Below are 18,026 nucleotides of genomic sequence, written 5' to 3'. Positions count from 1 at the left end.
GCGCATGCCGTGCCGGGCCGGTGCCGGGCCGGCCCCGTCAGGCGAGGTCGGCGCGGCGCTGCTCCCACCGCTCGGCGATGCCCTTCATCTCCTCCGTGATGAACTCCAGGAACTCGACGCTCAGGGCGAGCCGGTGGCCGGCGGCCGTCCGTCGCCCACCGACCAGGCCGACACCCTCGCGCAGGCTCGCCGTGATCGGGGCGTAGGTCGCCGCGGAGTTGATCATCACGTCGTGCCAGGCGTCGTCGGACACGACGAACACGTCCCGCCGCGACCCGGGCTCGCGCTCCCGGTGGATCATCCGCGTGGTCTCGAGGTAGCGGACCGCCCCGGAGACGGCGGCGGGGCTCACGGCGAGGGCCTCGCCCAGCTCCGCCGCGGTGAGGGTCCCGGTGTCGCGGGCGAGCAGGCACGCGAAGACGCGGGCGGGCAGGCGGGGGAAGCCCGCGGCCGTCAGGCTCGAGCCGAACCGTTCGACGAACCTCGACCGCTCGTCCTCCCCCACTGCATCGGGAGGCGAACCCGCCCGTGCCGAGCCGTTCCTGCGTGTGACCATGCAGTCACTTTAGAACATTCAGTATTTTCTGAAAACTGTGTACCGTGGACACCATGACCACCGTGATCCACGCGGCCGGGCTGCGCAAGGAGTTCGGCCGCACCAGAGCACTCGACGGGCTCGACCTGGAGGTCCAGCAGGGCGAGGTCCACGGCTTCCTCGGCCCCAACGGTTCGGGGAAGTCCACGACCATCAGGGTCCTGCTCGGTCTGCTGCGGGCCGACGGCGGCGACGTCAGCCTGCTGGGAGGCGACCCGTGGAGCCAGGCCGCGACCCTCCACCGCCGTCTCGCCTACGTCCCCGGCGACGTGGCCCTGTGGCCCAACCTCACGGGAGGAGAGGTGATCGACCTGCTGGGTCGGTTGCGCGGCCAGGCCGACGACCGCCACGCCGGGGGCCGGCGTGCGGAGCTGCTCGAGCGCTTCGACCTCGACCCCACGAAGAAGGGCCGCGCCTACTCCAAGGGCAACCGCCAGAAGGTGGCCCTCGTCGCGGCCCTGGCCTCCGACGCCGAGCTCCTCATCCTCGACGAGCCCACGTCCGGACTCGACCCCCTCATGGAGGAGGTCTTCCGCGAGTGCATCCGCGAGGTCCGGGACGAGGGCCGGACCGTGCTCCTGTCGAGCCACATCCTCAGCGAGGTGGAGCACCTCTGCGAGCGCCTGACGATCATCCGCGCCGGCCGCACCGTGCAGACCGGCAGCCTGGCCGACATGCGGCACCTGTCGCGCACCACCGTCGACGTCGAGCTGGACCGCGCCCCGGTCGCCCTCGAGTCGGCCCCCGGGGTGCACGACCTGCGGACGGAGGGCCGGCGAGTGCACCTCAGCGTCGATCCCGACGAGCTCGGCAGCGTGATGAACCTGTTGACGCAGTGCGGGATCCGTCGCATCACCAGCGCTCCCCCGAGCCTCGAGGAGCTGTTCATGGACCTCTACCGGCGCCCCGCCGACACCGCTCGCGAGGTCGGAGCACGGCCATGAGCCCCTCCGGCACCGGGACCCTGCTGCGGCTGGCGCTGCGGCGCGACCGGGTGCTGGCCCCGGTGGTCGTGCTGCTGCTGGGTCTCACGGCGTGGAGCACTGCGGCAGCGACCGTCGCCCTCTACCCCGACCCTGCGCAGGTGACCTCGGCGGCCGTCGCCGCCAACGCCTCGCCCGCCCTCGTCGCCCTGTACGGACCGGTCCACGCGTCCCTGGGGTCCCTGGCCAGCCTCAAGATGCTCTCGACCGGCGCCGTGGCCATCGCGCTGGCGGCCGTGTTCCTCCTGCGCCGCCACACCCGCACCGAGGAGGAGACCGGCCGCGTCGAGCTGCTCGGGGCCGGGGCCCTGTCACGGCACGCACCCCTCACCGCGGCGGTCCTGCACACCACGTTGGTGGTGCTGCTCGCCAGTGCGCTCTGCGCCCTGGGGTATGCCGCCTCCGGCCTGCCCGTCGCGGGCTCGGTCGCGTTGGGGCTGGCTTGGCTGGTCGCCGGCCTCGCGTTCACCGGGATCACGGCGGTGGCCGTGCAGCTCACCTCGAGCGCACGGACCGTCGCCGCCATCGCGGGAGGTGGTGTCGCGGCGGCATACCTGCTCCGTGCGGTGGGTGACGCGGCCGGCGACGGGCCGGCGCGCGTCCTCGTCTGGCTCTCCCCGCTCGGATGGGCCCAGCAGGTCCGCCCGTACGCCGGGGAGCGCTGGTGGGTGGGGCTGCTCGCCCTGGCGTTCACTGCGGCCACCACGGCACTCGCCTACGTCCTGCGCAGCCGTCGCGACCTCGGGTCGGGCCTCTTCGCGGACCGTGCGGGACCGGCCCACACGACGATGGGCTCGCCGCTCGCGCTGGCCTGGCGGCTGCAGCGCTCCGCCATCGTCGGCTGGTCGCTGGCGCTCGTCCTCATGGGAGCGGTGCTGGGCGGGTTCGCCTCGAGCGCCGCCACGCTGCTCGACTCGCCACAGGCGCGGGACATGATCCGCAGCCTCGGGGGCACCGGGTCCCTGACGGACGCGTTCATCTCCGCGGAGTTCGGCATCATGGCCGCGGTCGTGGCGGGCTTCGGCGTCGCGGCAGCACTCCGCATGCTGGGCGAGGAGACCTCCACCCGCGCGGAGCTGACCCTGTCGACGGCGACGTCTCGGTGGTCCTGGCTGATGAGCCACGTCGGCCTTGCCCTGGTCGGCAGCGCCGGGATCCTGGCCCTGCTCGGCGCCGGGGCCGCCGCCGCGGACGGGGCGACCCGCGGTGACCTCGGCGACTCGTTCGCCCGGGTCCTCCCGGCGGCGCTCGTGCAGGTGCCACCCGTCTGGGTCGTCATCGGCGTCGCCGTGCTGCTCTACGGCACCGCCTCGAGGCTGGCCGTCGGCGCCTGGGTGGTTCTCGCCGGCTGCCTGGTCATCGGCCAGCTCGGCGAGCTGCTCGCCCTGCCGACGGCAGTGCAGGGCCTCTCACCGTTCCGGCACGTGCCGATGCTGCCCGGTGCTGCGTTCGACCCGACGCCCGTCGTCGCGCTGGTGGCCGTCGCGGGGATCCTGGTCGTCGTCGGCGGCAGCCTGTTCCGCCGGCGCGACCTGCACTGATGATCCTCGGCACTCCTAAGTGAGGTCGGTGCGGCCCTGCGCCTTGAGGGCGTCGACGACGCCCTTGACGTCCTGGGCTCGTTCGCGAGACATGACGAGCAGCGCATCCGGGGTGTCGACGACCACGACGTCGTCGATGCCGACGAGCGCGACGACCCGGTCCGTCCCCGGCACCACGACACCGGTCGAGTCGAGGACGCGCACGCGCTCGGCGTCCCCGAGCACGCGAACCCCCGGCAGGCCGTCGGCATCCGTGAGCAGCGAGCCGAGGGACGCGAAGTCGCCCACGTCGTCCCAGCCGAACCCCCCGGGCACCACGGCGACCCGACCCTCGGCGGCAGCAGGCTCGGCGACGGCGTGGTCGATGGCGATCTTCTCCAGGCCCGGCCAGACCTCTTCGAGGCGGGAGGGGTCTGCGGCCAGGGTGCGCAGACCGGCAGCCAGCTCAGGGTGCCACCGGCCGAGGAGGTCGAGCAGCACCGAGGCCCGGACGACGAACATGCCGGCGTTCCAGCGGAACCGGCCGGTGGCGAGGTAGGCCTCCGCCCGCTCGCGGTCCGGCTTCTCCACGAACTGCGCCACCGCATGCGCCGGGCCGTCACCGAGCACCTCACCCAGCTCGACGTAGCCGAAACCCGTTGCGGCATGGGTGGGCTCGATGCCGATGGTCACGACATGACCGTCGGCCGCGGCGTCCACGGCCGCGGAGACGCACTCGCGGAACTGCGCCTCGTCACCGATGACGTGGTCGGCGGCGAACGAGCCGAGGACCGCCTCCGGGTCCCGGGCCTCGAGCACCGCTGCGGCCCAGCCGATGGCGGCCATCGAGTCGCGCGGCGAGGGTTCGGCGAGCAGCTGGTCGGCGGGCAGCCCCGGCAGCTGGCGAGCCACGGCCTCGGCGTGCGCCACCCCGGTGACGACGAGCACCTGCGGACCGGTCAACGGCTCCAACCGGTCCCAGGTGGCCTGCAGCAGCGAGCGCCCGGTGCCCGTGAGGTCGTGCAGGAACTTGGGCGACCCGGCGCGCGACAACGGCCAGAGCCTCGTCCCTGCCCCGCCTGCCGGGATGACGGCCCAGAAGTGCTCGTTCGACATGGCGCGAACGCTAGCCCACGGCCACCACGGCCCCTGGTGATCACCCTGCGCTCACCTGACACACCCCCGGGCGTCGCCGTCCCCTCACCCGCGGTCCGCACGCTGGTGGTGTGCGCATCGCCATCGTCACCGAGTCGTTCCTCCCGAACCTCAACGGCGTCACGACCAGCGTCTGCCGGGTGCTCGAGTGCCTGCGCGACGGCGGGCACGAGGTCGTGGTCATCGCCCCTCGGCCGGCACCGTCGAGCTGGGCCGGGTACCCCGTGCACGCCGTGGCCTCCGTCCCCGTCCGGCAGTTCCCCGTCGGACTGCCGACCGGCGAGGTCGAGGCCCTGCTGCGCCGCTTCGCCCCGGACGTGGTCCACGTCGCCTCGCCGTTCGTCCTCGGGGCCAGCGCGCTCGGCGCGGCGGCCAGGCTGGGCGTCCCCTCGGTCGCGGTCTACCAGACCGACATGCCCAGCTACCTCGGCCAGCACGCCCCACGCGCGCTCGGGCGCGGTGCGGCGACCGCTGCCTGGCGCTGGGTGCGACGGGTCCACGATCTCGCCGACCTGACCCTGGCCCCCTCGTCGGCGGCGCTCGCCGAGCTGGAGGCGCACGGCATACCGAGGGTGCGGGGCTGGGCGCGCGGCGTGGACGCGGCGACGTTCCGCCCGGAGTGGCGCACCGACGCCGGCACCCGCGCCCTGCGCCGCAGCCTCGCCCCCAGTGGTGAGGTGCTCGTGGGTTACGTCGGTCGGCTGGCACCCGAGAAGGAGCTGCACCGGTTCGCCTCCCTCGCCGGGCTCCCGGGAGTGCGGGTCGTCATCGTCGGCGACGGGCCGAGCCGCGCGGACGACTCGGCCCTGCTCGGGGCCGCCGGCCTCGATGTCGTCCTCCTCGGGCGGCGCGAGGGGGACGACCTGGCGAGGGCGTATGCCGCGTTGGACGTGTTCGCCCACACGGGGACCAGGGAGACCTTCGGGCAGACCCTCCAGGAGGCGGCCGCGACCAGCCTGCCGGTCGTCGCACCGGCACGGGGTGGACCGCTTGACCTGGTCGACCACAGCCGCACCGGCCTGCTCTTCGACCCCGACGACCCTGCAGCGCTGCGGGAGGCGGTCGCCCACCTCGCCGGTGACCGGACCAAGCGCGAGGCGATGGGAGCCGCCGGCCGGCTCCGGGTCGAGGGCCGGTCGTGGTCCGCCCTTACCGACGAGCTGGTCGGCCACTACGAGTCGGTCCGCCGGGCTGCGGTCCCCGCCGCCTGACCACCTCGCAGGGGTCGTCGGGTACCCGCCGGTAACCCCTCCTGTCTGGTTTCTCACAGCAGGGCCGTGCGCGCTCCACCTGCACGTACGGATAACCTGACGGTCGACGTACGGACAGCCAGGCCCAGCCATGTTCTGGTGCAGCTGCCGTGACAACTCTGCTTCGAAAGGGACGCGCAGTGGCGCAGGCAGCCAACGGGACCCTCTACCGCGGCCGTGAAGGCATGTGGACGTGGGTGGCCCACCGCATCAGCGGCGTACTGATCTTCCTCTTCCTCTTCGCGCACGTGCTCGACACGGCGCTGGTCCGGGTCTCCCCGGAGGCCTACAACGAGGTCATGGACGCCTACAAGAACCCCGTCGTGGGGCTCGCCGAGGCCGGCCTCGTGGCGGCGGTGATCTTCCACGCGCTCAACGGCCTGCGGATCATCGCGGTGGACTTCTGGGCCAAGGGCCCCAAGTACCAGAAGCAGATGTTCTGGGCCGTCCTCGTCGGGTTCGTGGTGCTCTTCGCGCCGTTCGCGATCCGCCACCTGACCATCGTCTTCACGCACTGAGAGGGCGGATCATGAGCACCACCACCAACTACCACGCCGGTCCCGACGCGGTCTCCGCGAAGACGTCGCGCTACCGCCGCGTCTCCAAGGGCCGGGGCAACTTCGAGCTGTGGTCCTGGGTCTTCATGCGTGCCAGCGGCGTCCTGCTGCTCGTCCTGGTCTTCGGGCACCTCTTCGTCAACCTCATGCTGGGCGAAGGCATCCACGGCGTTGACTTCGCGTTCGTCGCCGGCAAGTGGGCCAGCCCGTTCTGGCAGACCTGGGACATGCTGATGCTGTGGCTCGCGGAGCTGCACGGCTTCAACGGGGTCCGCACGATCATCAACGACTACACCGAGAAGGACCGCACCCGCTGGATCCTCAAGGGGCTGCTGGTCGCGAGCGCCCTGCTCGTCCTGGTCCTCGGCACGCTGGTCATCTTCACGTTCGACCCGTGCCTCGACCCGTCGTCCACCCTGTCCGTGTGCACGGCACGATGACCCCGCAACACCGAAGGAACCAATCCTGATGCAGACGCACAAGTACGACGTCGTCATCGTCGGTGCCGGCGGCGCCGGGATGCGCGCGGCCCTCGAGTCCTCGACGCGCACCCGCACCGCGGTGCTCACCAAGCTCTACCCGACGCGGTCCCACACCGGCGCGGCCCAGGGCGGCATGTGCGCCGCCCTCGCCAACGTCGAGGAGGACAACTGGGAGTGGCACACCTTCGACACCGTCAAGGGCGGCGACTACCTCGTCGACCAGGACGCGGCCGAGATCATGTGCCGCGAGGCCATCGACGCGGTCATCGACCTCGAGAAGATGGGCCTGCCGTTCAACCGCACGCCCGAGGGCAAGATCGACCAGCGCCGGTTCGGGGGCCACACCCGCAACCACGGTGAGGCCGCGGTGCGCCGTTCGTGCTTCGCCGCCGACCGCACGGGTCACATGATCCTGCAGACCCTCTACCAGAACTGCGTCAAGCAGGGCGTCGAGTTCTTCAACGAGTTCTACGTCCTCGACCTGCTCATGAACACCGGCGCGGACGGCGTCGAGCGTGCTGCCGGCGTCGTGGCGTACGAGCTGTCCACCGGCGAGATCCACGTCTTCCAGGCCAAGTCGATCGTGTTCGCCACGGGCGGCACCGGCAAGGTCTTCAAGACCACCTCGAACGCCCACACCCTCACCGGCGACGGCATGGGTGTGGCCTTCCGCCGCGGGATCCCGTTGGAGGACATGGAGTTCTTCCAGTTCCACCCGACAGGCCTGGCCGGCCTCGGCATCCTGCTCTCGGAAGCCGCTCGCGGCGAGGGCGGCATCCTGCGCAACGCCGACGGCGAGCGCTTCATGGAGCGCTACGCCCCCACCATCAAGGACCTCGCGCCGCGCGACATCGTCGCCCGCTCGATGGCCAACGAGGTGCGCGAGGGCCGCGGCGCCGGGCCGAACAAGGACTACGTCCTGCTCGACCTCACCCACCTCGAGCCGGCCCACATCGACGCCAAGCTCCCCGACATCACCGAGTTCGCCCGCACCTACCTCGGCGTCGAGCCGTACACCGAGCCGGTGCCGGTCTACCCGACCGCGCACTACGCGATGGGCGGGGTGCCGACGAACGTCGAGACCGAGGTGCTGCGCAACAACACCGACGTCGTCCCCGGGCTGTACGCCGCCGGCGAGGTCGCCTGCGTGTCGGTGCACGGCTCCAACCGCCTGGGCACCAACAGCCTGCTCGACATCAACGTGTTCGGCCGCCGCGCCGGCATCGCCGCCGCGGAGTATGCCGCGAACGCCGCGTTCGTGGAGCTGCCGGCCAACCCCTCCTCGCTGGTCGACGGCATGGTCGAGGGCATCCGCGGCAGGGCCACCGGTGAGCGGGTCGCCGACCTCCGCAAGGAGCTGCAGGAGACCATGGACCGCAACGTCCAGGTGTTCCGCACGGAGGCCTCCATGAAGGAGGCCCTCGGCGTGATCGAGGAGCTCAAGGAGCGCTACGCGAACGTCGTGGTGCAGGACAAGGGCAAGCGGTACAACACCGACCTGCTCGAGGCCGTCGAGCTCGGCTTCCTCATCGAGCTGGCCGAGGTCATCACGATCGGCGCCCTGGCCCGCAAGGAGTCCCGCGGCGGTCACTTCCGTGAGGACTACGAGGCCCGCGACGACGTCAACTTCATGCGGCACACGATGGCCTACCGCGCGCCCGTCGCCGGCGAGGGCTTCGGGGCGGACAGCCCGCTGTTCTCGGACGAGGTGCGCCTCGACTACAAGCCCGTGACCGTGACCCGCTACCAGCCGATGGAGCGCAAGTACTGATGACTGCCACTGTCGAAGAGAAGACCGAGGGCAAGGTCGGCGCCGTGCCGACCTTCACCGTGACCATCCGCGTCGCGCGCTACAACCCCGAGGCCGACACCGAGCCGCACTTCGAGGACTACCAGGTCACGGCGCACGCGACCGACCGCGTGCTCGACGCCCTGCACCAGATCAAGTGGGAGCAGGACGGCTCCCTGAGCTTCCGGCGTTCGTGCGCGCACGGCGTGTGCGGCTCGGACGCCATGCGCATCAACGGCAAGAACCGGCTCGCCTGCAAGACGCTCATCAAGGACGTCAACCCCGACAAGCCGATCACGGTCGAGGCGATCAAGGGTCTTCCGCTCGAGAAGGACCTCATCGTCGACATGGAGCCGTTCTTCGACGCCTACCGCGAGGTCATGCCGTTCCTCGTGACCACGGGCAACGAGCCGACCCGCGAGCGCATCCAGAGCCAGAAGGACCGCGACCGGTTCGACGACACGACCAAGTGCATCCTGTGTGCCGCGTGCACGACGAGCTGCCCCGTCTTCTGGAACGACGGCCAGTACTTCGGCCCGGCCGCGATCGTCAACGCCCACCGCTTCATCTTCGACAGCCGTGACGAGGGTGGCAGCCAGCGCCTGGAGATCCTCAACGACAAGGAGGGCGTGTGGCGCTGCCGCACCACCTTCAACTGCACCGACGCCTGCCCGCGCGGCATCCAGGTGACCCAGGCGATCCAAGAGGTCAAGAGGGCACTGCTCACGAGCAGGTTCTAGGGCACACTCTTCGCGTGCCCCGACGACGTGCGTCCGCCGCCGCTGCCAGCCTCGTGCTGGCGGTCGGCGGCGCCGTCGTGTTCGGACCCACCGCGCCCGCGGTCGCCGGAGCGCCGGCCAGCGCCCCGGCGTCCCGGGGTGGGCTCACGTCGGCGCAGGTCGCCGCGGCGAAGCCCAGGCCCTCACCCAGCCCCCCGAAGCTCCCGGTCCCCAGGGCGTCGGTGCGTCCCGAGCTGTCGATCGGCGGGCCCAGGCTGGCCAGCACCGGTCTGGTCACCGACCTCCCTGCCGGGGTGCCTGCTCCCCCGGCGCTCAAGAACGTCGCCTGGCTGCTCGCCGACATGGACACCGGTGAGGTCGTCGCCGCCAAGGCACCGCACGCCCGCCTCCTGCCGGCCAGCACCCTGAAGACCCTCACCGCCCTGACGCTGATCCCCAAGGTCGGGCCGGACCGGGTGATCACGGCCACCGCTGCCGACGCGAACGCGGACGGCACCCGCGTCGGGATCGTGCCGGGTGCGACCTACACCTCGCGCCAGCTCTTCGAGGCGCTGCTCATGTCCTCCGGCAACGACGCGGCCTACGCCCTCGCCGGGGCCGGGGGCGGGCGGGCCGCGACGCTGGCGGCGATGAACGCCAAGGCGCGCTACCTCGGCGCCCACGACACGGTGGCCAAGGACCCGTCCGGGCTCGATGTCCGCGGCCAGACGTCCAGCGCCTACGACCTGGCCCTGATCGGGCGGGCCGCGATGCAGCTCCCCGAGTTCCGCCGCTACGTCACGACCAAGCAGGCGCAGTTCCCGGGACGCACCGACCCGAAGACCAAGAAGCGTGCGACCTACGTCATCAACAACCACAACAAGCTGCTCTACAACTACGACGGCACGATCGGCATCAAGAACGGCTACACCGTGGCGGCCCACCGCACCTTCATCTCGGCGGTCACCCGGGGTGGGAAGACCTACCTGCTGACCGAGATGTACGGCCTCGACGGGTCCTGGCGACCGCAGGCCGCGATGTACGACTGGGCGTTCCGGTACGGCTCCAGGGCGCGCCCCGTCGGCACCCTCGTCGCGCCGGGCACGGTGACCGCCCCTCCACGGCTCCCGCCGCTGAAGGACAACTCGACGGTGGCTCCCCTCGACGCCCCGCAGGACCAGGCGTCGCGCGCCACCGCGGCCGCGGCTGCCCTCCCCCGAGGGATCGACCACACGTCCGCACCCTGGGTCGGCATCGGCACCCTCGCGGTCATCGCGGGGCTCCTGCTGTGGCTGGGCTCGCGGGCAGCCTCGGCCCGCCGCCGCCGCGACGCCCGCCACTGACGTGCTGCACCTGCGCCTCGCCGTCCCGGGCGACCTGTCCGAACAGGTCCTGGCCGTCCTCGAACCCGACGACGCCGTCTGCAACCTCGCAGTCACGCGCGGCGGCAGCCTCAAGCCCGTGGGCGACCTCGTGGAGGCCGACATCGCCCGCGAGGCCACCGACGCGGTGCTCGGCCGGTTGCGCGACCTCGGGTTGCACGACCGGGGCGGCATCACCATCCTCACCATCGAGGCAGCTCCCTCGCGCAACGCCGTCGCGGCCGAACGCCACGCACCGGGTGCGCCCGACGACGCCGTCGTGTGGGACGCCGTGCTGGACGGCGCGGAGGGACAGTCGCACGGGTCGTGGTCGTACTACGCCTTCCTCTGCCTCGCCACGCTGATCGCGTCGGTCGCCGTGGTCACCGACTCGGCGATCCTCGTCGTGGGGGCCATGGTCGTGGGGCCGGAGTTCAGCGCGGTGGCTGCCCTGGCGGTCGGGCTCGCCCTCGGCCGGCCCCGGCTGTCGCTCCGCGCCATGGGCCTGCTCGTGCGCGGGTTCGCCCTGGCCATCGCCGTGACCACCCTGCTGTCGCTCCTCGCGGTGGCCGTCGGCTGGTTCGACGCGTCGACGGTGGCCGCGCCGCGCCCGCTGACCGGCTTCATCTGGCGCCCCGACCACTGGTCGGTCGTGGTGGCGGTGCTGGCCGGTGCGGCCGGGGTGCTCTCGACGACGGCCGGGCGCAGCAACGCGCTCGTCGGGGTGTTCATCTCGGTGACGACGGTTCCCGCCGCGGGCGACTTCTCCGTGGCGCTGGCCACCGGGGCGTGGAGCCAGCTCGGCGGCGCCGCGGCCCAGCTCGGCATCAACCTGCTCGGCATGACCGTCGCCGGCGTGCTGACCCTGCTCGCCCAGCGAGCCCTGTGGGGCCGCCTGCACCGACGGCGTCAGCCCACCCCGGCGTGAGCCAGGCCAGCTGACCACCGTGACGGGGTGGACCCCGGCTCGGTCAGCGGCGGCGGACGAGCGCCCGTATGCCGCGACCGAGCGACCCGACCGCGACCGCACCGACCGCGCCGAGCACCGCACCGGCGGCCACGGACGTCCGGTCCGCGGCGCGCTGCCCGAAGGTCGGCAACCCCGCGTCGGTACGCTCCCGGACGCTGTCCACCGGCTCCGGCGCAGGGCCCTCGATGAGCTTGTCCTTCTGCGCCGTGGTGAGCCCCTCGGTCGCGTGGTCGACGTCGTTGGCGGCCCACGCGGCGGCGACGAGCATGACGCGCGAGATGATGTTGAGCCACAGGAGCAGGCCGACGACGAGGGCGATCGAGGCGAAGAGCGGGTTGTTCGTGGTCCCGGCGATGAGCCGTGACCCGGCGACCTTCAGCACGGTCAGGCCGATGCCCCCGAACAGGGCGCCGTTGCGCAGCGCGGGCCACGGCATGGCGACCCCGCTGAGGACCCGCAGCATGAGGGCGACCAGACCGGTGTCGAGCACGACCCCGATGAGGAACCCGACGACGCCGACGATCCACGTCTGCGACCCCAGGCCGATCCACGACGACACCGTGTGGGTGATCCCCCCGGCGACGACGGTCACGGCTGCCGAGACCAGCACGCCCAGCCCGAGGACGACCATGACGCCGAGGTCGCGCAGCTTGAGCATGATGGGGTTGCCCGGCTCGCCGGGGACGCCGAAGACCGAGCGGATGCCGTCACGCAGCGCCGAGAGCCACCCCAGTCCGGCGAGCACCAGGCCGGCCAGGCCGACGAGGCCGGTGATGGTCAGGGCGTTCTTCTCGGGGATCGTGATCGGGATGATCCCCTTCTTGGTCTGCTCGTCGTACACGAACCCCGGGAGCGTCTGGTCGACGTACTGCCGCACGTTGTCGAGCAGGTCGGGCCGGTCGCGCAGCACGATCCCGCCGATGGTGAACGCGAGGGCGACCGCCGGGAAGATCGAGAAGAAGGCGAAGTAGCCCACCCCGCCGGCGAGGACGTTGCCCCGGGCGTCGCCGTAGCGCTTCCACGCCTGCCACGCGGTGGTGGCCTGCAGACGGGTCCACCACTGCTTGAGGGTCTGCACGCTCGTCAGCCGCCCAACGCGAAGGAGCGGACCGGGCGCCATACGCCGTCGGTGCCGTGCTCGTAGAGGTGGAACTGGTCGACGACGAACTCGCACTCGAAGTCGGAGAGCTCGCCGAAGGCCCGGTCGAGGGCCTCCTCGGGCACGTGGTGCGCCACCGTGACGTGCGGGTGGTAGTGGAACTCCAGGGTCCGGTCGAGCGGACCGCGGCGGATGGCCTTCTCCAGGAGCTCGCAGTCGGCCAGGCCGCCGGACACCTGGACGAAGACCACCGGGGAGATCGGCCGGAAGCTGCCGGTGCCGCGCAGCACCATCCGGAAGGACTCCTTGTCGGCGGCGACCTCCTCGAGGTGCTTCACCGCGACCGCGAGCTCCTCGTCGCCGACCCCGGTCGGGGGCAGCAGCGTGACGTGGGTCGGGATCGAGTCGGCGAGCGGGTCACCGAAGGAGGCCCGCTTGGCCTGGAGCATCTCCGCGTACGGCGAGGGGATGGCGATCGAGACGCCGATGGTGGGCACTGATCGACCCTATCGAACGCTCGGGAGCAGACCCACTCGGTCGCGGACCCGCGCCATGGTGGTCCGGGCGACCTCCCGTGCGCGGTCGGCGCCGTCGGCGAGGATGCGGTCGAGCTCGGCCGGGTCGTCGAGCAGCTCGGACATCCGCTGCTGGAACGGCGTCAGCGCGTCGACCACCACGTCCGCGACCTCCTTCTTGAGGTCGCCGTAACCACGGCCCGCGAACGAGGCGGCCACGTCCTCGACGGACTGGCCGGAGAGCACCGAGTGGATGACGAGCAGGTTGGACACCCCCGCCTTGGCCTCGGGGTCGTAGCGCACCTCGGCGTCGGTGTCGGTGACCGCGGAGCGGATGTTCTTGGCGATCCGCGCCGGGTCCTCCATGAGGTCGATGAGGCCCTTCGGGGAGGACCCCGTCTTGCTCATCTTCGAGGTGGGGTCCTGCAGGTCCATGATCTTGGCCGAGCCCTTGACGATGTAGGGCTCGGGCACGACCAGGGCCTCGCCGAACCGGTGGTTGAACCGCTCGGCGAGGTCACGGGTGATCTCGAGGTGCTGGCGCTGGTCCTCCCCCACCGGGACGTAGGCCGCGTCGTACATGAGGATGTCGGCCGCCATGAGCATGGGGTACGTGAGCAGCCCGACGTTGGCGTTCTGCCCCTTGGCCGTCTTGTCCTTGAACTGGGTCATCCGCCGGGCCTCGCCGTCGGCGGTGAGGCAGTTCATCACCCAGCCGAGCTCGGCGTGCTCGGTGACGTGGCTCTGGCAGAAGACCGCGGAACGCTTCGGGTCGACCCCACCGGCGAGGAACTGCGCCGCGGTGACGCGGGTGCGTTGGCGCAGCACCGCGGGGTCGGTGGGGACGGTCAGCGCGTGGAGGTCGGCGACGAAGTAGAAGGCGTCGAACTCGTCCTGCAGCTTCACCCAGTTGACCAGCGCCCCGAGGTAGTTGCCGAGGTGCAGGGAGTCACTGGTCGGCTGCATCCCGGACAGGATCCGGGGCAGCGCAGCGGGAGCGGGGGACGCAGACATGCCCGCCATTGTGTCAGGTGAGGTGGAGCAGGAATCCCTGGGCGGGGTCGAGCACCGGGAGCGCCAACCCGACCCGAGCGAGGACCGCGCCACTGACGCCGATCCCGTCACCGAGGGCCTGCTCCCACCACTGCGGACCGCGCACCTGGGTGACGGCGGGCAGGCCCGCCTCCGCCCGCACCCGCACCGTGTAGGTGCGCTCGGGGTCGAGCCCCGGGAGGGTGAGCAGGCCCGGCCGGACAGCTGGACCGGTGACGGTCCGCACGACGCTGTATGCCGCCTGCCCACCGTCCGCGGAGACGGTCCCCGTCACGAGCAGGCCCTGCTCCTCGGGGAGGTCGGCGCGCACGAGGTCGCCGGTGTGCAGCAGCGGGCGCAGCTCGCGGTACAGCGCGGACCAGGCGCGCAGGCTCTCCAGCTCCTCCGGGCTGCAGGTGGTGATGTCCCACTCCAGCCCGGCGTGGCCCTGCAGGGCCAGCAGCATGCGGAACGACAGGTCCAGGGTGCGGTGCGTCGTGTGGGCGGTCGCCGGACCGACGTGCGTGCCCATGAGCTCGGCGGGCACGAGCAACGAGGTCCACCGCTGGATGGCGGCCCGCTCGAGGGCGTCGTTGCAGTCGCTGGTCCAGATGCGGTCGGTCCGGGCGAGGACGCCGAGGTCGACGCGGGCACCACCGCTGGAGCAGGACTCGATCTCGAGGTCGGGGTGGGTGGCGCGCAGCCGGTCGAGCAGGGCGTAGAACGCCTCGGTCTGCAGGTGGACGGCAGGGCGGTCGGTGCCCGTGGCGTCGGACCGCACGGCCTCATGCAGGTCGCGGTTGTGGTCCCACTTGATGAAGTCGATCCCGAGCTCGGAGACCAGGGCGCTGATCTGGCCCTCGACGTGCGCCGCTGCGTCGGGGTTCGCGAGGTCGAGGACGTGCTGGTGCCGTGACGGGCGCGGCAGTCCGGCGCGCGGCCCCAGCACCCAGTCGGGGTGTGCCCGGACGACGTCGGAGTCGACGTTGACCATCTCCGGCTCGAACCAGAGGCCGAACTCCAGCCCGAGGCCCTTGACGTGGTCGACGATCGGCGCGAGACCCTGCGGCCACATGTCGGTCGACACCACCCAGTCGCCGAGGCCGCTGTGGTCGTCGCGACGGCTGCCGAACCAGCCGTCGTCGAGCACGAAGCGCTCGACGCCGATGGAGGCGGCGGTGTCGGCCAGGGCCTTGAGGCGGTCGAGGTCGTGGTCGAAGTAGACGGCCTCCCAGGTGTTGAGGACCAGGGGCCGGGGTTCGTTGGTGTGCAGTGCGGTCGCGCGCTGGCGACGGTGCAGGCGGCGCGAGATCCCGTCCAAGCCGTCGGCAGAGTGCACGAAGACGACGTCGGGCGCCGTGTAGGTCTCCCCCGCGGCGAGACGCACCTCGCCGGGTTCGAGCAGCTCGCCGCCACCCAGGACGGCGGAGTGGACGCCCGCCCCCTCGGGCAGCCGCTCGACCAGGTGCTCGTGGTTGCCGCTCCAGGCGACGTGGACCGACCAGACCTCGCCGGTGCGGAAGCCGAAGCCGGGCGTGCCGACGGTGAGCAGCAGGGTCGCGTCGTGGCCGGTACGACCGCGGCGTGAGGCACGCAGGTGGGTGCCGTCCTGCAGCGTCGAGCGCTGCGGTGAGCGCTCTCGGCACCAGCGACCGGTGAGGTCCAGGACCTCGGTGGCCCTGCTGGGCAGCGGCAGGATGGCGCGCAGCGCGCCGAGGTCGAGGGGGGTGGCGGCATCGCTTCCCTCCCCGACGTTCGTCACCGAGCTCGACACCCGGAGCACACCGTGCTCGTCCAGGGACCACGTGCCCCGCACTCGAGTGGGGCCGTCGACCGCCGTGACGGTGAGCGAGCGCTCGCCGTCCTGCTCGGTCGTGACCACCCAGCGAGGGGCGGCCGAACCACCGGCACGGTGTGCGGCATACGCCGGGGTACCGAGCCAGCCGTCGCCGCCCGTGGGGAGCACGGTGAGGGGCCACGGTTCGTCGAGGGCGTTGTGGGCCACGGGGCCGGTGGTGACGGTGGCCAGCTGGCCGGCCACCCCGTCAGGGAGGTCGCTCCCCCAGTGCAGCACACGGGGGAGCGCGCCCTCGGGGAGCTCGACGACCAGGCAGGTGCCTGCGGACCGGAGGGTGGTGGTGGGGATGGTCATCCCTTGGTGGCTCCCAGGGTGAGGCCTGCGACGAACTGCTTCTGCAGGAGGAAGAACACGAGGAGGGTGGGCAGGGCGATCACGACCGACCCGGCCGCCACGAGGTTGTTGTCGGTGAAGAACTGGCCACGCAGGTTGTTGATCGAGCTCGTCACGGGGAACTTGTCGCCGGACTGGAGCAGGACCGTCGCCCAGAAGAACTCGTTGTAGATCCAGGTGACCTCGAGCGTCGCCAGCGCTGCGAGCGGCGGCCGGCACAACGGCAGGGTCAGCGTGAAGAACTGGCGCAGGACGCCGGCTCCGTCGATCACGGCCGACTCGTAGAGCTCGCGCGGCAGCGTCTTCATGTAGTTCGAGAGGACGAAGGCGCAGAAGCCGGTCTGGAACGCCACGTTGACGAGGATCAGGCCCCAGTAGGAGTTGAGCAGGGTGCCCGAGTCGCTGAACCAGAAGGGCACCTCGATGGCGCGGAACATCCGGTAGACCGGGATGAGCAGGGCCTGCGGGGGAAGCAGGTTGGCCGCGGTGAACATGCCGAGCAGCGCGAGGTTGAACTTGAACGAGAAGCGCGACACGACGAAGGCCACGCAGCACGACAGGAACAGAGTCAGCAGCACCGCCGGGATGGTGATGTAGGCGGAGTTGAGCATCGTGTGGGAGAAGTTGGCCTGCTGCCAGGCGTTCTTGTAGTTGTCGAGGGTGAACCCGCCGAAGGACATGTACCCGTTCTTCGCGGTGTACGCGTAGTCACGGAAGCTGCCCAGCAGGGCGTAGCCGACGGGGAAGATCCAGACCAGGGCGACGATGGCCAGGAACACCTGGATGCCACGGTTGCGCTGCTTCTTCGCCCCGCTCGACTCGGCCCGCCGGCTGGCGAGCGGGTTCTTGGACCTGGGGACCGAGACCAGTGGAAGGTCGCTTCCGGCAGTCATCGCTGCTCCCTCATGACGATGCGTAGATAGATGACGATGAAGATCGAGGAGATGACGAGCATGAAGGTGGCCAGCGCCGAGCCGAAGCCGATCCGGCTGGCCTCACCGACGATGTTGCTCGTCACCAGGGTCGAGATGAGCTCGAGCCCGTTGCGCCCCTTGTTGATGACCCACACGAGGTCGAAGGCCCGCAGCGACTCGATCACGGTCACGACCAGGACGATGATGTTGATCGGGAACATCACCGGGAAGACGACCCTGAAGAAGGTCTGGCGCTCACTGGCGCCGTCCACCTTGGCGGCCTCGCGCAGCGTCGGGTCGACGCCCTTCAGCCCGGCCAGGTAGAGCAGCATGATGTAGCCGACGTGTCGCCAGCTCGACGCGATCAGGGCGGCCCAGAGGTTGTACCGCTGGTCGCCGTACCAGTCGATGCTGCTGCCCGTGACGCTGTTGATCAGGCCCTGGTCGCGGCTGTAGATGAGCTGCCAGATGAAGCCGACCAGGGCGAGGGACAGCACGACCGGGAGGTAGATGGCGGTCTGGTAGACCCGCGAGCCACGTACCTCCCGGTCGAGCAGGACGGCGAGGAACATCCCGATCGGGGTCGCGATGAGGAACATCACCGCGAGCCAGATCAGGTTGTGCTGCAGCGCCGGGACGAACGGCGGGTAGATCGTCAGGACGTCCGTGTAGTTCTTCAGGCCGACGTTCTTCGCCGAGGAGATCGGGCCGATCCCGTCCCAGTTCGTGAAGGACAGCAGGACCGACCCGATCGCCGGCACCCAGACCAGCCACAGCACCAACAGCGTCGGAACCGCGATCATCAGGCCGACCACCACCCGGTCGACAGGTGTCAGGTGGTCGATTCCCTTGTACTTGCGTGCCACGGGAGCTCCTCGGTGGGCGGGCGTCGTC

General features: G+C 71.2%; 17 protein-coding genes. 9 read left to right on the top strand and 8 right to left on the bottom strand.

Features of this window, described 5'->3' with window-relative positions:
• Nucleotides 1–37: 37 nt before the first annotated feature.
• Complete coding sequence (locus ASD62_RS15665; protein ID WP_056916744.1) at nt 38–556, bottom strand: GbsR/MarR family transcriptional regulator; 519 nt, start codon at nt 554–556, stop codon at nt 38–40.
• 53 nt (nt 557–609) lie between these two features.
• Here ASD62_RS15665 and ASD62_RS15660 point away from each other — a divergent pair, with 53 nt between their 5' ends.
• The gene (locus tag ASD62_RS15660; RefSeq protein WP_056917454.1) at nt 610–1,539 is read left to right on the top strand and encodes an ABC transporter ATP-binding protein; all 930 of its coding nucleotides are present in this window, start codon (nt 610–612) and stop codon (nt 1,537–1,539) included.
• Nucleotides 1,536–3,119, top strand: coding sequence for an ABC transporter permease (locus tag ASD62_RS15655; RefSeq protein ID WP_056916743.1), 1,584 nt, complete (start codon nt 1,536–1,538; stop codon nt 3,117–3,119). The genes ASD62_RS15660 and ASD62_RS15655 overlap by 4 nt, the downstream gene beginning before the upstream one ends.
• A 15-nt stretch (nt 3,120–3,134) precedes the next feature.
• Here the strand turns inward: ASD62_RS15655 and ASD62_RS15650 are convergent, their stop codons facing one another.
• The gene (locus ASD62_RS15650) at nt 3,135–4,214 is read right to left on the bottom strand and encodes a mannose-1-phosphate guanylyltransferase (protein WP_056916742.1); all 1,080 of its coding nucleotides are present in this window, start codon (nt 4,212–4,214) and stop codon (nt 3,135–3,137) included.
• A 110-nt stretch (nt 4,215–4,324) separates the two neighbouring features.
• Between ASD62_RS15650 and ASD62_RS15645 the strand changes: the two genes are divergently transcribed.
• The 7 genes from ASD62_RS15645 (at nt 4,325) to ASD62_RS15615 (ending at nt 11,339) form a co-directional block, all read left to right on the top strand.
• Nucleotides 4,325–5,464: a glycosyltransferase family 1 protein gene (locus ASD62_RS15645; RefSeq protein ID WP_056916741.1), complete on the top strand. Its 1,140-nt coding sequence runs from the start codon at nt 4,325–4,327 to the stop codon at nt 5,462–5,464.
• A gap of 179 nt (nt 5,465–5,643) precedes the next feature.
• Nucleotides 5,644–6,021 (top strand): succinate dehydrogenase, cytochrome b556 subunit, encoded by a 378-nt coding sequence (gene sdhC, locus ASD62_RS15640; RefSeq protein ID WP_157581507.1) that lies wholly within the window; start codon nt 5,644–5,646, stop codon nt 6,019–6,021.
• Between the two features lie 11 nt (nt 6,022–6,032).
• A complete protein-coding gene (locus tag ASD62_RS15635; RefSeq protein WP_056916740.1) occupies nt 6,033–6,500 on the top strand; it encodes a succinate dehydrogenase hydrophobic membrane anchor subunit in 468 nt (155 codons plus the stop codon).
• Between the two features lie 28 nt (nt 6,501–6,528).
• The gene (gene sdhA / locus ASD62_RS15630) at nt 6,529–8,313 is read left to right on the top strand and encodes a succinate dehydrogenase flavoprotein subunit (protein ID WP_056916739.1); all 1,785 of its coding nucleotides are present in this window, start codon (nt 6,529–6,531) and stop codon (nt 8,311–8,313) included.
• Nucleotides 8,313–9,071: a succinate dehydrogenase iron-sulfur subunit gene (locus tag ASD62_RS15625; RefSeq protein ID WP_056916738.1), complete on the top strand. Its 759-nt coding sequence runs from the start codon at nt 8,313–8,315 to the stop codon at nt 9,069–9,071. Before sdhA ends, ASD62_RS15625 begins: the two co-directional genes overlap by 1 nt.
• Before the next feature lie 14 nt (nt 9,072–9,085).
• On the top strand, nt 9,086–10,393 hold the full coding sequence (locus ASD62_RS15620; protein WP_056916737.1) for a D-alanyl-D-alanine carboxypeptidase family protein: 1,308 nt from the start codon (nt 9,086–9,088) through the stop codon (nt 10,391–10,393).
• Between the two features lies 1 nt (nt 10,394).
• The gene (locus tag ASD62_RS15615; protein WP_056916736.1) at nt 10,395–11,339 is read left to right on the top strand and encodes a DUF389 domain-containing protein; all 945 of its coding nucleotides are present in this window, start codon (nt 10,395–10,397) and stop codon (nt 11,337–11,339) included.
• Nucleotides 11,340–11,382: 43 nt separating this feature from the next.
• On the opposite strand, the gene ASD62_RS15610 is transcribed toward ASD62_RS15615, so the two are convergent.
• Genes ASD62_RS15610 through ASD62_RS15585 form a run of 6 tightly spaced genes read right to left on the bottom strand, consistent with a single transcriptional unit; the run spans nt 11,383 to nt 17,998 of the window.
• Nucleotides 11,383–12,459, bottom strand: a complete 1,077-nt coding sequence (locus tag ASD62_RS15610) for a YihY/virulence factor BrkB family protein (RefSeq protein WP_157581506.1) — start codon at nt 12,457–12,459, stop codon at nt 11,383–11,385.
• Nucleotides 12,460–12,464: 5 nt separating this feature from the next.
• The gene (locus ASD62_RS15605; RefSeq protein WP_056916734.1) at nt 12,465–12,977 is read right to left on the bottom strand and encodes a 2'-5' RNA ligase family protein; all 513 of its coding nucleotides are present in this window, start codon (nt 12,975–12,977) and stop codon (nt 12,465–12,467) included.
• Between the two features lie 9 nt (nt 12,978–12,986).
• A complete protein-coding gene (trpS, locus tag ASD62_RS15600; RefSeq protein WP_056916733.1) occupies nt 12,987–14,018 on the bottom strand; it encodes a tryptophan--tRNA ligase in 1,032 nt (343 codons plus the stop codon).
• 4 nt (nt 14,019–14,022) lie between these two features.
• A complete protein-coding gene (locus ASD62_RS15595; RefSeq protein WP_056916732.1) occupies nt 14,023–16,179 on the bottom strand; it encodes an alpha-galactosidase in 2,157 nt (718 codons plus the stop codon).
• A complete protein-coding gene (locus ASD62_RS15590) occupies nt 16,176–17,111 on the bottom strand; it encodes a carbohydrate ABC transporter permease (protein WP_082552997.1) in 936 nt (311 codons plus the stop codon). Before ASD62_RS15590 ends, ASD62_RS15595 begins: the two co-directional genes overlap by 4 nt.
• Nucleotides 17,108–17,998, bottom strand: coding sequence for a carbohydrate ABC transporter permease (locus ASD62_RS15585; RefSeq protein WP_235529116.1), 891 nt, complete (start codon nt 17,996–17,998; stop codon nt 17,108–17,110). Before ASD62_RS15585 ends, ASD62_RS15590 begins: the two co-directional genes overlap by 4 nt.
• Nucleotides 17,999–18,026: the final 28 nt, after the last annotated feature.

It is taken from the genome of Phycicoccus sp. Root563, assembly GCF_001427915.1.
Lineage (GTDB): Bacteria > Actinomycetota > Actinomycetes > Actinomycetales > Dermatophilaceae > Pedococcus.
The sequence above is the reverse complement of the archived record's forward strand: the minus strand, read 5'-3'. Positions and strand labels throughout refer to the sequence as shown.